This window comes from Halopseudomonas sp., assembly GCF_036961105.1.
In the GTDB taxonomy this organism is placed as follows: Bacteria; Pseudomonadota; Gammaproteobacteria; order Pseudomonadales; family Pseudomonadaceae; genus Halopseudomonas.
Window position 1 is genome coordinate 40,328 of the sequence record NZ_JBALWW010000004.1, and the last position, 15,410, is coordinate 55,737.

Consider the following 15,410-nt stretch of genomic DNA (forward strand, 5'->3'; position numbering starts at 1 on the left):
GCTTGCTTCTAGACTGTGCCTGACATCTTGACGGGGTGCCGCCGCAAACGCGGGGGCTGAGATGATACCCGTTGAACCTGAACCGGTTAGTACCGGCGTAGGAATCGAGATCAGTGCCAGCCAGCCTGCCGCGAAAGCGCGCGGGCGTCCTGGCCTTTTCGGTTCCCTGCGAAACCCAAACGCAGTGGAGCACAACAATGAACAGCAGATTGCCTGATACCGCCATCGCCACCTCGGGGGCCGATAGCGCCGCCACCCAGCCTTTCCCCAATTCACGCAAGATCTACGTGCAAGGCTCGCGCACCGATATTCGCGTGCCCATGCGCGAAATCCGCCTGGCTGACACCCAGACCGACAAGGGCAACGAACCCAACGCCCCGGTACTGGTGTACGACACTTCCGGCCCTTACACCGACCCTGCTGTGCAGATTGACCTGCGCGCAGGCCTTGCTGATGTGCGCGGCCCCTGGATCGACGCGCGCGGCGACACCGAAGTGCTGCCGGGCCTGAGTTCCGAATTCGGCAGCGCCCGACTGTCCGATCCATCATTGGACCACATGCGTTTTGCCCATGTGCGCACGCCGCGTCGGGCGTTGCCTGGGCGTAACGTCAGCCAAATGCATTACGCGCGCAAGGGCATCATCACGCCGGAAATGGAATACATCGCTATCCGCGAGAACATGAAGCTGGCCGAAGCGCGGGAAGCCGGATTGCTGCAGGATCAGCATGCCGGCCACAGCTTTGGCGCCAGCGTGCCAAAGGAGATCACCCCGGAGTTTGTGCGTGACGAAGTCGCCCGTGGCCGTGCCATTATTCCAGCCAACATCAACCACACCGAGCTGGAGCCGATGATTATCGGCCGCAACTTCCTGGTGAAGATCAACGGCAACATCGGCAACTCGGCGCTCGGTTCCTCTATTGAAGAAGAAGTGGAGAAGATGACCTGGGGCATTCGCTGGGGCTCGGATACGGTGATGGATCTGTCTACCGGCAAGAACATCCACGAAACCCGCGAGTGGATCATTCGCAACTCGCCGGTGCCGATTGGCACGGTGCCTATCTATCAGGCGCTGGAAAAAGTCGACGGCATTGCCGAGAACCTGACCTGGGAAATCTTCCGCGATACCCTGATCGAACAGGCCGAGCAGGGCGTGGACTATTTCACCATCCACGCCGGCGTGCTGCTGCGCTATGTGCCCATGACCGCCAAGCGGGTCACCGGGATCGTCTCGCGCGGCGGCTCGATCATGGCCAAGTGGTGCCTGGCGCATCACCAGGAGAACTTTCTCTATACCCATTTCGAAGACATCTGCGACATCATGAAGGCCTATGACGTGTCCTTCTCGCTAGGCGACGGCTTGCGCCCCGGCTCGATTGCCGATGCCAACGATGAGGCGCAGTTCGGTGAGCTGGAAACCCTCGGCGAGCTGACCAAGCTGGCCTGGAAGCACGATGTGCAGTGCATGATCGAAGGCCCGGGCCACGTGCCCATGCAGCTGATCAAGGAGAACATGGACAAGCAGCTGGAGTGCTGTGACGAGGCGCCGTTCTATACGCTGGGTCCGCTGACCACCGACATCGCCCCGGGTTACGATCACATCACCTCAGGCATCGGCGCCGCTATGATCGGCTGGTTCGGTTGCGCCATGCTCTGCTACGTGACGCCCAAGGAGCACCTGGGGCTGCCGAACCGCGACGATGTGAAAACCGGCATCATCACTTACAAGATCGCGGCCCACGCGGCGGATCTCGCCAAGGGGCACCCTGGCGCACAGATTCGCGATAACGCCTTGAGCAAGGCGCGCTTCGAGTTCCGTTGGGAAGACCAGTTCAATCTCGGCCTGGACCCGGACACCGCGCGCGCCTTCCATGATGAAACCCTGCCCAAGGATTCGGCCAAGGTGGCGCACTTCTGCTCCATGTGCGGCCCCAAGTTCTGTTCCATGAAGATCACACAGGAGGTGCGCGACTACGCGGCAGCACAGCGCATCGAGGCGGTGGATCTGGCGGTGGAAGAGGGCATGCAGGCCAAATCGCAGGAGTTCCGCTCCACCGGCTCGCAGCTGTACCAGAAGGTCTGAGCCTGGGGGCGGCGAGCGCATGCTGGTCGCCCAAGGCTTGCCGACGCCCCCGCAGGTATGCGAGTTTAAGCTAGAAGCTAGAAGCTAGAAGCTAGAAGCTAGTAAAGCGGCTATGTCATTGTCGAGTTGATGCTTGACAGCCATTCAGCCGGGCTCATGCTATTGCAGCTTGCAGCTTGCAGCTTGCAGCTTGTCCAATGGGGGATATTCATTTGTCATTTACCCGCGCCGATGTCGAGATCATCAGCCGAGAGTCTGGTTTCAAGGGCTTTTATCGGCTTGATGTGCTGACGCTGCGGCATCGTCTGTTCAATGGTGGTTGGGGCCCGGCGCTGCGGCGAGAGCTCTTTGTGCGCCATGATGCAGTCTGCGTGCTGCCCTACGATCCATGGCTGGATCAGCTGGTGCTGATCGAACAGTTGCGTGTGGGTGCCATCGACAAGAGCGAGCGCCCCTGGATGCTGGAGCTGGTAGCCGGGCTGATCGACAAGGACGAAGCGCCCGAGGAAGTGGCGCACCGTGAAGCGGCAGAAGAGGCCGGTCTTGCATTGCTGAGCCTGACCCCCATCACCCAGTATTACCCCTCCCCCGGTGGCAGCGATGAGCGCGTGCACCTGTACCTGGCGGTGGTGGACAGCCGCGGCGCCGGCGGTATTCATGGGCTGGAGGAGGAGGGCGAAGATATTCGCGTCAGCCTCTGGTCCCGTGCCAATGCCATTGCGGCGCTGGCCAGCGGGCGTATCGACAACGCCGCAACCATTATCGCCCTGCAATGGCTGGCGCTGAATGTTGGCCAGGTGCAGGGTAGCGCAGGCCCGCAGCCATGAACGTACTGCGCAAGCCCCGCTACCGCGTGGACCTGATCGGGCTGCAGGCGCTGTGTGAAACCAACTACTGGCGCTTGCTCAAGCTGATGCCGGCCATGGCCGAACAGGACGAGCGCCGCATAGCCCTGGACGCTGGCGACGGCAGCCAGCAGGCCCTGCAGATGCGGGTGCTGGAGCGCTGTCGGTATACTTCGACCCTGTTGCTGGCGCATGAACGGCGGCACGACTGGGTAACACCGCCAAGCATGGAAGTGCGCCTGTATCATGATGCCGGTCTGGCGGAAGTGGTGGCAGCGTACAATCGTCGGCGTTTTCACGGCGTTTACCCCTATCCCAACGAGCAGATGCTGCAGCCAGACGAGAAATATCAGCTTAACCAGTTTCTTGGCGAGTGGCTCGGTTACTGCCAACGTTATGGGCAAAGTGCGCAGCCTTTCTCTTTTGTGCCGTGAGGGGCGGCGCGGCTGCTGTGATCCAGTCGCTGGAATCTGCGGCTGGTAGCAGTCATGATTGGCCCCGGAAAGGGGAATCAGGAATGGAGTTTCCATGTCATTAGCAGAATCGGCCGGAACCGATCACGTATGTGTAGTGCAGTTGACCGACAGTCATCTGTTCGGTGGTGACAGCGCGGACCTGCTGGGGCTGGACACGCTGGACAGTCTCAATTCGGTGATAGATCTGGTGTTGGGCGAAATCGCCCGCATGGATTTGGTGTTGGCCACTGGCGACATAACCCAGGATGGCAGCGAAGACGCTTATCGGCGCTTTATCGCCGCCAGTCTGCGCTTGCCTGCGCCTTGTCACTGGATTCCCGGCAATCATGATGACGCTGCGCTGATGCAGCGCCTCGGTGCCGCCGCCGGCATGAGCCGGGATTGGGCGGATATCGGTAACTGGCGCCTGGTGCTGCTGGATTCCAGTGTTAGCGGATCAGTGGCGGGTCATCTGGACGAACGCCAGCTGCAGCGTCTCGACGACGCAGTAGCGACCGCTGGAGAGCGCCATCTGCTGGTTTGCCTGCATCACCACCCGGTCGATATCGGCTGTGACTGGATGCAGCCAATAGGTCTGCAAAATGCCGAGGCGCTGTTTCAGCGGCTATATGGACAGACTGCGGTCAAGGCGCTGCTCTGGGGGCACGTGCATCAGGAATTTGATGATCTGCGCCAGGGCCTGCGACTTTTGGCTACGCCCTCGACCTGCGTGCAGTTTGCCGCCCACAGTGACGATTTTGCCACCGACACCCTGGCGCCCGGTTACCGCTGGCTGCGTCTGTATGATGATGGCCGTATCGAAACCGAGGTCTCACGGCTGCCGCCCGGCAGCTACCTCCCGGACCCTGGCGCCACCGGCTATTAGGCTGGTGGCCTGATGATTAAAACGGACTCTGGCATATCCGGTCAGCAGATTGCCGACTGCGGTCATTGGCAGTGGTGCGGCCGGGCAGATACTATGTGTGCGATAGTCCGGTGTCCCCGATCAGGCAGTATTGCCTCGATTCCGCAAGCCACCTGCTCTGCACGGCACTGATCGCGGTTGCAGCAGTGCCGGCCGTAATGTGAAGAACAAGGAAAACCGCTCAGACCATGTCCCAATCGACCTACAACGCTGATGCGCTGGAAGTACTCAGCGGCCTGGACCCGGTACGTCGGCGTCCCGGTATGTATACCGATACCACGCGTCCGAATCATCTTGCCCAGGAGGTTATCGACAACAGCGTCGACGAGGCTCTGGCCGGACACGCTCGCACCATCAACGTGGTATTGCATGCAGACAACGCCCTGGAAGTCAGCGATGACGGCCGAGGCATGCCGGTGGACATTCATCCCGAAGAGGGCGTCTCGGGCGTCGAGCTGATCCTGACCCGGCTGCACGCCGGCGGCAAGTTCTCGAACAAGAACTACCAGTTTTCCGGCGGTCTGCATGGCGTGGGTATCTCGGTGGTCAATGCGCTGTCACTGCGCGTTGAAGTCCGGGTCAAGCGTGATGGTCAGGAATACGCAATGGCCTTCGAAAGCGGCGAGAAGGTTCGTGAGCTGGAAGTGATAGGTACGGTTGGCAAGCGCAATACGGGCACCACCGTGATGTTCTGGCCCGACCCCAGCTATTTTGATTCGCCCAAGTTCAGCATCGCGCGGCTCAAGCATTTGCTTAAGGCCAAGGCAGTGCTCTGCCCCGGCCTGAAAGTGGAGTTTGATGATCGCCAAAGCGGCGAAACCCATACTTGGTATTACGAAGACGGGCTGCGCGACTATCTGGTCGATGCCTGCGCCGAATGGCCAAAACTGCCCGAGGAACCTTTTACCGGCAGTCTGTCCTCCAGCAAGGAGGCAGTCGACTGGGCCCTGTTCTGGTTGCCCGAAGGGGGCGAGCTGGTGCAGGAAAGCTACGTCAACCTGATTCCCACCGCGCAGGGCGGTACCCATGTCAATGGTTTGCGCGCGGGTCTGCTGGAAGCCATTCGCGAGTTCTGCGAGTTTCGCAATCTGCTGCCCAGGGGCGTCAAGTTGGCCCCCGAGGATATCTGGGAGCGCGTCAGTTACGTGCTCTCGCTGAAGATGGCCGAGGCGCAGTTCTCGGGGCAGACCAAGGAGCGCCTGTCGTCCCGGGAATCAGCGGCGTTCGTCTCCGGGGTGGTCAAGGATGCCTTCAGTCTGTGGCTGAATCAGCACGCCGAGATCGGTTTGCAGCTGGCGGAGTTGGCTATCAGCCATGCCGGCCGTCGGCTCAAGGCGAGCAAGAAAATAGAGCGCAAGCGCATTACCCAGGGACCAGCGCTGCCGGGCAAGCTGGCCGACTGCGTAGGGCAGGACACGCGTCGCTCCGAGCTGTTTCTGGTGGAGGGCGACTCTGCCGGCGGTAGCGCCAAGCAGGCGCGCGACAAGGAGTTTCAGGCGATCATGCCGCTGCGCGGCAAGATCCTGAACACCTGGGAGGTTGACTCGGGTGAGGTGCTGGGATCGCAGGAGGTGCACGACATTGCCGTGGCCATCGGTGTCGACCCCGGGGTGCCCAGTCTTGAACAATTGCGCTACGGCAAGATTTGCATCCTGGCCGATGCCGACTCCGATGGTCTGCACATTGCCACGCTGCTGTGTGCGCTTTTCGTAAGGCATTTTCGCCCTTTGGTGGAAGCCGGCCACGTATTCGTCGCCATGCCGCCGCTGTACCGTGTGGATATCGGCAAGGATATCTATTACGCGCTGGATGATGCCGAAAAGCAGGGCATCCTCGATCGCATCGAGGCTGAAGGCAAGCGCGGCAAGATCCAGGTTACCCGCTTCAAGGGGCTGGGTGAGATGAATCCGCTGCAACTGCGCGAGACCACCATGGCACCGGACACGCGGCGTTTGGTCCAGCTCACGGTGGACGACACCCAGGATACGGAGCAACTGATGGATATGCTGCTGGCCAAGAAGCGCTCCGGCGACCGCAAGACCTGGCTGGAAAGCAAGGGCAATCTGGCCGAGGTATTGCTTTGAATCGCATCTTCACAGCGGCGCTGTCTATCACCTGTATATTTGCCATGGCGCCGGCGCTTGCCTTCGAGCGCTCGCCTGAACTGAGTCTGCAGCAGGCCTTGCCGATTGACGGGATGGCGCGCGGCAACCTCTCGGCGCTGCAGTATTGCGGCGGGGAGCTGCTGGCCGTATCGGACCGCGAAGACCAGCGCCTCTTTATGCTGCAGCAGACAGACGCGGGCTGGCAAGCCAAGGAAGAGTATTTTGAGCTGCCCGATAATTCACCCAGTATGCTCCCCGTGCAGCTACTGGCAGGCGCCTGGCTGCGCGGCCTGAGCGGTCGGGCGCTGGATTTTGAAGGCTTGGCGTGCGATGCCAAGGGCAACCGTTACCTGGTTAGCGAGAGCCAGGTAGGTGTGCTCCAGCTGCCTCCGGCCGGCGATGTACCGGTACGGGGAAAGTGGCTGGATCTCGACCCTGCGGTGTACAGCGAAGGTGAAGCCCAGGGGCTATGGCAGCAGGTCAACGCCCTGGCTGAAGGCGTGGCGATCAATGCCGAAGCGGATACCCTGTGGTTGGCGGCAGAACGCCAGGGCAGAGGGCTGGTCAAGTTGCAGCGTCAGGATGATCAGTGGCGCTGCCCGCTGGCCGGTTGCGTGCTGCTCGCCGAGCGGCGCTTCCTACCCACCGATGCGTTTGCGCCGGGTGTGCTGAACAAGGAAGTGCTGCCAGTGGATTTTTCCGACCTGGCGCTCTGGCAGGGCAAACTCTGGACACTTGAGCGCAATGCTCATCAAGTGTGTCGACGCAGCCCGCTGTCAGGCCAGCGTGAGCGCTGCTGGTCGTTCGCGCAAAGCATACTGTCCGAGCCCTACATTTATCCGGATGCCCCCTACGGGTTGGCCGAGGCACTGCTGATCAATGAGCACGGCGTGATGATAGGGCTGGATAACAATGACCGGGTGCGTCCCGACGGTGATAGCCGACCCTGGGTTTTCCAGTTTGCGCTACCTGACGACTGGCAAGAGGATGAGCGCCGTGAGTGACGCGCCGAACGGACAGCGTCGGCTGGGGACCGGAATGATGATCCTGGCCTGGGCCGCTGGCCTGTTGCTCGCGGCGTACTGGTTCAGTGGGGTGGAAGAGCGGCAGCAGAACCCTAACCAGCAGCCCGACTCGGTGCATCTGGACAACGCTGTCGAGGTACGCCTGGAGCCCAACCGCCAGGGGCACTTTCTGGTCGATGGTCAAATCAACGGCCACGGGGTGACTTTTCTGGTGGATACCGGTGCTTCCTTTGTCGCCGTGCCGGCCGAGCTGGCAGAAGAAATGGGGCTGGAGCGGGGGCGGGGTTTCATGGTGGAAACCGCGAACGGCACGGCGCCGGGATTTAGTACCCACCTGCGCAGCCTGCGTATCGGTGACATCGAGTTGCATGATGTGGAAGCGGGCATAGTCCCCGGCATGGGTGGTGACGGCGTGCTCTTGGGCATGAGCGCGCTTCGGCAATTGGATTTCAGCTCGCGCGGTGGTGATCTGCTGCTGCGGCAGAATCAGTGAACAAGCAGGACGGCGACCGCACTGCCCTACAGGCGCGGTAAGCTACAACGGAGATTATCAATGAGTAATGGCCTGGATCTGAGCTTTGAAGGAGTGGAGCGCCGCACGCTGGCCTCCTTTACCGAAGAGGCGTACCTCAATTACTCCATGTACGTGATCATGGATCGCGCTTTGCCGCATATCGGCGACGGCCTGAAACCGGTACAGCGCCGCATCATCTATGCCATGAGCGAACTGGGCCTCTCGGCTACCTCGAAGCACAAGAAGTCGGCGCGCACCGTGGGTGATGTGCTGGGTAAATACCACCCGCACGGTGATTCCGCCTGCTATGAAGCCATGGTGTTGATGGCGCAACCCTTTTCCTACCGTTACCCATTGGTCGACGGCCAGGGTAACTGGGGCGCGCCGGATGATCCCAAATCCTTTGCTGCGATGCGTTATACCGAAGCGCGCCTGGCACGGTACAGCGAGATACTGCTTACCGAGCTGGGGCAAGGCACTGTTGATTGGCAACCCAACTTTGACGGCACTATGGATGAGCCCATGGTGTTGCCGGCACGTTTGCCCAATCTGCTGCTCAACGGCACCACCGGGATCGCGGTGGGCATGGCCACTGACATTCCACCGCACAACCTGCGGGAAGTGGCTGCCGCCTGTGTACGCTTGCTGGATGATCCCGGTGCGGGGCTGGACGAGATTCTCGAACATGTTCAGGGTCCCGACTTTCCAACGGAAGCGGAGATCATTACGCCGCGCAGCGACCTGTTGAAAATATACGCTACCGGTCGTGGCTCGGTGCGTAGCCGCGCAGTGTGGAACCGTGAAGACGGCGAGATCGTCATTACCGCACTACCGCACCAGGTCTCAGGCGCCAAGGTGCTGGAACAGATAGCGGCGCAGATGCAGAACAAGAAGCTACCGATGGTGGCTGACCTGCGTGACGAATCCGACCACGAGAACCCAACGCGCATCGTGGTGGTGCCACGCTCCAACCGGATCGACCTGGACGAACTGATGCAGCATCTGTTTGCCACCACCGATCTGGAGCACAGTTATCGCGTCAACATGAACGTGATAGGCACCGACGGCAGGCCGGCGGTAAAGGATCTGTGGACGCTGCTCAGCGAGTGGCTGGGCTTTCGGGTGGCCACGGTGCGCCGGCGGCTGCAGTTTCGTCTGGACAAGGTGCTGGCACGCCTGCATCTGTTGGAAGGTTTGCTGGTTGCCTTCCTGAATCTGGATGAAGTCATCCACATCATTCGTACCGAAGAGCACCCCAAGGCCGAGCTGATTGCCCGATTTGATCTCAGCGATTTGCAGGCCGACTACATTCTGGATACGCGCCTGCGGCAGTTGGCGCGTCTGGAAGAGATGAAGATACGCGGTGAACAGGATGCCCTGGCCATCGAGCGCGATGCGTTGCAAAAGGTACTTGGCAATGAGCGGTTGCTGCGCGACAAGGTGCGCGACGAGCTGGTTGCCGATGCCGAGACCTATGGCGACGATCGGCGTTCTCCCTTGGTCGAGCGCAAGGAAGCTCGGGCCCTATCGGAAACCGAACTGGTGCCCTCTGAGCCGGTGACTGTGGTGTTATCCGAGAAAGGCTGGGCCCGTTGTGCCAAGGGGCATGACATTGACGGCGCGAGCCTGAGCTACAAGGCTGGCGACGCCTTTCTGGATCAGGCTGCCGGGCGTACGAATCAGCAGGCAGTATTCATCGACAGTACTGGGCGCAGCTATTCGTTGCCGGCACATACCCTGCCATCGGCGCGAGGGCAGGGCGAGCCACTGACCGGCCGTTTCAGCCCGCCTGCCGGCGCCAGCTTCCAGACGGTGCTGATGCCGGAAGACGATGCCCTGTATCTGCTCGCCTCGGACGCCGGTTACGGGTTTGTCGCCCAGGGTGCGGACCTGCTGGCCAAGAACAAGAACGGCAAGGCGCTGCTCAGCGTACCTGAGGGTGGCCGCATTCTGCCGCCGCAACGGGTTCGAAATCGTGAGGGCAGTCAGCTCGCGGCCGTTTCCAATGAGGGGCGTCTGCTGGTGTTCAAGCTGTCCGAGTTGCCGCAGCTGTCCAAGGGCAAGGGCAACAAGATACTCTCGTTGCCTTCGGCGCGGGTGAAAACCCGAGAGGAGTTCGTGGCCGGGCTGGCGGTGCTGCCGCCGGGTGCCTGCCTGGTGTTGACCGCCGGTAAACGCACGCTGACGCTGAAACCCTCGGATCTGGACCATTACTGCGGGGAACGTGGGCGGCGTGGCAACAAGCTGCCGCGCGGCTTCCAGAAGGTGGATGCGGTCGCGGTGGAAGTGGCAGGCTCGGCGGGCGAGGCGCCTGCAGCCGAGTAAGGAACTTACAGGCCCGTGATGGGCCTGTGCGTGGCGAGGCTAATCCCGTGGTAGTCTCAGCCCTGGCGCTGGTTGTAGAGCTTATTGAGTTGGCTTTCCACCATCGACTGATAGGGCTCCAGCAGGCGTTCAATACAGTAGATGCCGGGCTGGCTGGCGAGGCGGCGGGCTACGGCGCTTTCGGCCAGGACACCGGCGGTCGCCAGCTCGGCGTCCACCAGCAGCAGGTTGCGGCTGTGCTGCAACTGATCGAAGGTGCGCTGGCAGAGCTCGTGTTCGCTCAGGCCTTCATCGCTGATGTTTTCCAGCCCCGGAGCATGACAGAGGGCCAGTTGCAGATGCAGAGCGATGCCGGTATCGGCAATCTCGATCTGCAGATCGTGCCCCAGCACCCGTAACAGTTCACCACAGCAGAGGCCGTGGGCCAGTTCCGCACGCGTATTCTCGGCGCCTGGACTGAACAGCAGAACACTGGTCCCGTCATACAGCGTATGTTGCTGACCGGCGTACAGGTGCGCTGCACGCTGCACGTGCTCGCGATAACGCTCCAGCAGGGCCATCAGTCGCGGCCGAGGCAGCCGTCGCAAGGCATCCTGGTTACCCAGACGCACGGCCAGCATGGCATGGTGCGCAAGGGCGACATTGTCGGGGGAGACAGTATCTGAGGTATCTGCGGTCAGCTCCTGCTCGTCCGAGAGGTCATCCTGTCTTACGTTGTCATCGCTGGAATCGGCGTCGGCCTCTGCGGCTTGCTCACCGGGGGCTTCTGCGGTCTGTTCCTCGTGGCTCTCGGTGCTGGTCAGCGGCTCGCTGTCGCCATCGGCTGCGGCCTTCTGGGCAGAGGCGGCCTCTGGTACAGACTCTGGTGCGACGACGCTCTCGGGCTGAGGCGCGGGCTCGGGCTCGGGCTCCGGCTCAGGATAAAGACCCCGTTGTTGGGTCAGGGCACGGGCGAAGTCGCCAAGCTCATCATGCCGTGTACTGGCTGGGGCCGGATAGACCGGCGCCTGGTCCCAGCGGGCAATGGCAGCCAGATCACGCCGCAGCCTGGCGGCCCACCACCAGGCCAGCAGACCGGCAATCAGGGTAATCAGCAGCAGGGTTACGGACAGTTGGTTGATCAAGTGACTGGCCGGCTGGCCAAACGGCTTGGCCGCCAGTATCAGTTGTACCTGTCCGGCGACTTCGTCCTGCCGCAGTACTGCCGCCATATATCTGCCCTGACCCGGCGCGCGGTCATGGGCTGCAGGCCGATTGCCGGCCTCAGCAAGTATGCGGTTGTTCGGCGAATACAGGCTGACATGGGCGATCAGGGGGTTCTGGTTCCACTCCGCCAGCAGGATGTTCAGGCTGAGATTGTCGCCGGCCGCCAGCGGTTCGGCGGCCGTAGAGGCAATCTGCCTGGCCAGCGCGGCACCGACCCGGTCCGCCTCGACGGCGATATCGTTTCGCAGTTGCACCTTGCCGATGATCAGCGTGAGCAATAGCAGGCTCAGCAAGGGTATTACCACCAGCAGCGGCACGGCGTAGGTGAACCGGCTGGAGCGTTGGCGAAGCTGGGTATAACTGCGCAGAAAGAGGTTGTCTTGGGAGGGGCTTGAGCGGCTCAAAATGGGACTCGGTATTGGCAGGGTGGGCAGTTTCTGGCCGCTGACGGCTCAAACGCCGAGTATATCCATTCCCCGTGCATGGAAAAAGACTTCATCTGTGAGGCTGTTGCCAATTCCGGTTAGAATAGCCTTTTCAGCCTGGCGTGTGAGGTTACCTTGAAGGAAATAGTCCTGATCAATATTACCGGCCCCGATCGTCCGGGGCTGACGGCGGCTATTACCGGCCTGCTGGCCAGGGCCGAGGTGAAGATCCTCGATATCGGCCAGGCAGTGATTCACGATACCCTCTCGTTCGGGATTCTGGTTGAAATGAGCGCAGATCAGGGCATGTCGGATGTGCTGAAAGATGTGCTGTTTCGCGGTTACGAGCTTGATCAGCAGGTGCGCTTTACCCCCGTCAGCCCTGAGGAATACAGCCGCTGGGTGACCGGTCAGGGCAAGCCAAGGCATATAGTGACGCTGCTGGCGCGCCGGGTTACCGCTGAACATATTGCCAGGGTGAGCGAAATTACCGCGCGCTACGGGCTGAACATCGATCATATTGACCGTCTCTCCGGCCGCATTCCGGAAGGGCTTCCGGCCGACCAGGGCAAGGGCTGCATCGAGTTTTCGGTGCGCGGCGAACCTGATGACCCGGCGGCGCTGCGCGCGGAGTTCCTGGCTATAGCGCAAGAGCTGAACGTGGATATCGCTTTTCAGCAGGACAGCATTTTCCGCCGCAATCGTCGGCTGGTAGTGTTTGACATGGACTCCACACTGATCGACGCCGAAGTGATAGACGAGCTGGCCAAGGCCGCTGGGGTGGGCGAAGCGGTGATGGAAATTACCGAGCGCGCCATGCGCGGCGAGCTGGATTTCAAGGCCAGTTTCCGTGAGCGCATGGCCTTGCTCAAGGGGCTGCCGGTCTCGACGCTGGTACAGATTGGTGAATCCCTGCGTTTGAGCGAAGGCGCCGAAACCCTGATAGCCCAACTGCGGCGACTGGGTTACAAGACGGCGATCCTGTCTGGCGGCTTTACCTATTTTGCCGAACGTCTGCAGCAGCGCCTGGGCATTGATTATGTCTTTGCCAATGCCTTGCCAGTGGAGAACGGCCTGGTGACCGGCGAGGTACAGGAGCCGATTGTCGATGGCCAGCGCAAGGCCGAGCTGCTGCGCCAGCTGGCGCAGCAGGAGGGCATCAGTCTTGAACAGACCATTGCCGTGGGCGATGGGGCCAATGATCTGCCGATGCTTTCCATTGCGGGGCTCGGCGTAGCCTTCCGGGCCAAGCCTTTGGTGAAACAGTCGGCCAAGCAGGCGATTTCCACTTTGGGACTGGATGGCATTCTCTATCTGCTGGGTTTCCGTGACCGCGATGGCGGCTAGGCGGGGTCCCTGCGCGCAGAGTCGAGTGCAAAGCAGAAACAAAAACGCCCGGTTTCCCGGGCGTTTTGCTATGTGGCCGGTCAGTCAGCCGAGAAGTCGTAATTCATGCTGTCACTGGGCGGCTGCAAATAGTGCCCCTGAATATAGTTGACCCCCGCCTGCCAGAGCGTTGGCATCATCGCGGCGCTGTCTACATAAGGCACTATGGTCAGCTTGCCCTGCGCATGCAGGGTAGAAACCATGCTCTTGAGTGCTTCTACTGCGCTTGGGTCAGACAGGTCACGCGCGAAGGAGCCATCGATCTTGATGTAGTCGGCATGGACGTGCTTGAGTGAGGCGTAGGGATTCAAGGCGCCGCCAAAATGGCTGAGGGAGACCTTGCAGTGCATTTCGTGCAGCGCCTGCGTGTGAGCCTTGGCCTGCTTGAGGTAGGTATTCACATCGGCATCGTTGAACTGGAAGATGATCGCGTCCGGTGGCAGCCGCGTTTCCTTAAGCTGGGCGGCGATCCATTCGACCATGTCCGGTGTTTGCAGGCTGGCGCTGCTGAGGTTCAGCAGCAGGTGCGTTTCCGCGCCCTTGCTGCGGTGGCTACTGAGCAGTCGAGTCGCCTGGGTGATGACCCAGCGATCGATCTCTGCAGCCAGCCCGGCTTCCTCGGCAGCCGGCAAAAAATCTGCTGCGGGCACCTCTTCGCCTTCATGATTGAGCAAGCGCAGGAAGGTCTCGTAATTTTCAGCTTCATCGCCACGCAGGCTGATCACTGGCTGGAACAGCAGTCGGAAACCGTTGGTTTCCAGGGTGTGCTTGATCAGCGCGATCAGGTTGCCGCGGTTGGCCTGATGGGCCAGTTCTTCAAGCGGGTTGAACACCTTGGCAGCGTTGCCGCCGGCGTGGCTGATCTGGTCCGCCAGGCGATGAGCACGGTTGATGGCCTCGGAGGGCTCGGCACTGGTCTCACTGATGGCTGAAATGCCGATGCTGAGGGTGATCTGTACGGTACGCCCATTGGCTTCGAACAGATTGGCTTCGACCTTCTGGCGCAGTTTGTCGAGCGTATCGAGAGCTGATTCCGGCTCCTTGCCGGGGATCAGCACGCTGCAGGCGTCGTCACCAAAGCGTGCTATCAGGGTCTCTTCAGGGAAATGGTCGCGCAGCAACTGAGCCAGGTCAGTCAATACCAGATCGGCGCCGCCAAGGCCGATCTCGGCCTGCAAACTGCTGAAACCGTCGATGCTGAGGTAAGCCAGACTGCTGGTCTGGCCCAGCCGCACGGCGTTATCGCGAATGGCCTCTAGTTCATCCTGAAAATAGGAGCGATTGAACAAACCGGTAACCAGATCGCGACTGGCCATGACCTTGAGTTTTTCTTCAAAGTCGGCGCTGGCGGTTTCCGCTCGTATCACCACCTGGGTGCAGGGTTCACCATCATAGCTGGCAGGGGAGAAGCTGAGCATGATAGGGAACTGCTTGCCGCTGCTGTCGAGCCCCTTGCAGCGCATCTCATTCTGGCCACCCTGCTGGCTGTAACTGCGCAGGAAATCCTTGAACCGGCTTTGATCCTCGCCGGCGATCAGGCCGACCATGGGTTCGGCGGCTAGATCGTCGGCATCTTCATAGCCAAACAGCTGGATATAGGAGCGGTTGGCGTAGATATGCATGCCATCGTGTACATAGGCAATGGCATCTACGGAGCTGTCGAGTAACAGTTGGCAGCGCTTCTCCGCTTCACGCAGGCTTTGCTCGGCGATGCGACGCTGTCTGCGCGCATCCAGGTTGGACAGCTCGCGGTTGGCGATCAGTGTCAGCAGGGTGTCGCTGTCATCGTTCAAAGCGTCCTGCATGCCGGCACGCAAGGCGTCGACGCGTTGTTCTATGCTGGGGGTGGGGGCGAGCAGGATAAAGGGAATGTCACGGGCCTGGCGAGCAATCAGGCTGGCGGCCTCATGCGCGGTCATAAAACTGGTCTCGGGCCTGGCCAGGCATAAATCCCAGTTTTGTTGCAATGATTCCTGCAGGTCTTCCACCGAGGTGATGCGATGCGCCCTGGTGGCGTGGCCGGCGTTGCGTAACAGGCTTACCAGACGCTCTGCGTTGTTCTGCGAGTCATCCAGGATAAGCAGCTTGATCGCTTGTTTTTCTTTGCCCATGGTCGTC

At 60.9% G+C, this 15,410-nt stretch carries 11 protein-coding genes and 1 riboswitch; of the genes, 9 read left to right on the forward strand and 2 right to left on the reverse strand.

What is annotated here, in order from left to right; all coding sequences use genetic code 11:
• The first annotated feature begins 21 nt into the window (after positions 1-21).
• A riboswitch (TPP riboswitch) is annotated at positions 22-121 on the forward strand.
• A 76-nt stretch (positions 122-197) separates the two neighbouring features.
• The 8 genes from thiC (at position 198) to parC (ending at position 10,275) form a co-directional block, all read left to right on the forward strand.
• A complete protein-coding gene (gene thiC, locus V7756_RS06575) occupies positions 198-2,081 on the forward strand; it encodes a phosphomethylpyrimidine synthase ThiC (RefSeq protein WP_335609359.1) in 1,884 nt (627 codons plus the stop codon).
• Positions 2,082-2,293: 212 nt separating this feature from the next.
• Positions 2,294-2,908, forward strand: coding sequence for an NUDIX domain-containing protein (locus V7756_RS06580; protein ID WP_335609360.1), 615 nt, complete (start codon positions 2,294-2,296; stop codon positions 2,906-2,908).
• A complete protein-coding gene (locus V7756_RS06585; protein WP_335609361.1) occupies positions 2,905-3,360 on the forward strand; it encodes a DUF1249 domain-containing protein in 456 nt (151 codons plus the stop codon). Before V7756_RS06580 ends, V7756_RS06585 begins: the two co-directional genes overlap by 4 nt.
• Before the next feature lie 94 nt (positions 3,361-3,454).
• Positions 3,455-4,267, forward strand: coding sequence for a 3',5'-cyclic-AMP phosphodiesterase (gene cpdA / locus V7756_RS06590; RefSeq protein ID WP_335609362.1), 813 nt, complete (start codon positions 3,455-3,457; stop codon positions 4,265-4,267).
• Between the two features lie 227 nt (positions 4,268-4,494).
• Positions 4,495-6,390 carry a DNA topoisomerase IV subunit B gene (gene parE / locus V7756_RS06595; protein ID WP_335609363.1) on the forward strand — a complete coding sequence of 632 codons (1,896 nt, stop codon included), beginning with the start codon at positions 4,495-4,497 and terminating at the stop codon, positions 6,388-6,390.
• 44 nt (positions 6,391-6,434) lie between these two features.
• Positions 6,435-7,415 (forward strand): esterase-like activity of phytase family protein, encoded by a 981-nt coding sequence (locus V7756_RS06600; protein ID WP_335609364.1) that lies wholly within the window; start codon positions 6,435-6,437, stop codon positions 7,413-7,415.
• A gap of 34 nt (positions 7,416-7,449) precedes the next feature.
• Positions 7,450-7,929, forward strand: a complete 480-nt coding sequence (locus V7756_RS06605; RefSeq protein ID WP_335609482.1) for a retropepsin-like aspartic protease family protein — start codon at positions 7,450-7,452, stop codon at positions 7,927-7,929.
• Between the two features lie 60 nt (positions 7,930-7,989).
• Positions 7,990-10,275: a DNA topoisomerase IV subunit A gene (parC, locus tag V7756_RS06610; RefSeq protein ID WP_335609365.1), complete on the forward strand. Its 2,286-nt coding sequence runs from the start codon at positions 7,990-7,992 to the stop codon at positions 10,273-10,275.
• Positions 10,276-10,331: 56 nt separating this feature from the next.
• Here parC and V7756_RS06615 read toward each other — a convergent pair whose 3' ends face one another.
• Positions 10,332-11,885: a hypothetical protein gene (locus tag V7756_RS06615; protein WP_335609366.1), complete on the reverse strand. Its 1,554-nt coding sequence runs from the start codon at positions 11,883-11,885 to the stop codon at positions 10,332-10,334.
• A 156-nt stretch (positions 11,886-12,041) separates the two neighbouring features.
• Here V7756_RS06615 and serB point away from each other — a divergent pair, with 156 nt between their 5' ends.
• Positions 12,042-13,253: a phosphoserine phosphatase SerB gene (gene serB / locus V7756_RS06620; RefSeq protein WP_335609367.1), complete on the forward strand. Its 1,212-nt coding sequence runs from the start codon at positions 12,042-12,044 to the stop codon at positions 13,251-13,253.
• An 80-nt stretch (positions 13,254-13,333) separates the two neighbouring features.
• On the opposite strand, the gene V7756_RS06625 is transcribed toward serB, so the two are convergent.
• A complete protein-coding gene (locus V7756_RS06625; protein WP_335609368.1) occupies positions 13,334-15,403 on the reverse strand; it encodes an EAL domain-containing protein in 2,070 nt (689 codons plus the stop codon).
• Between the last annotated feature and the right edge of the window lie 7 nt (positions 15,404-15,410).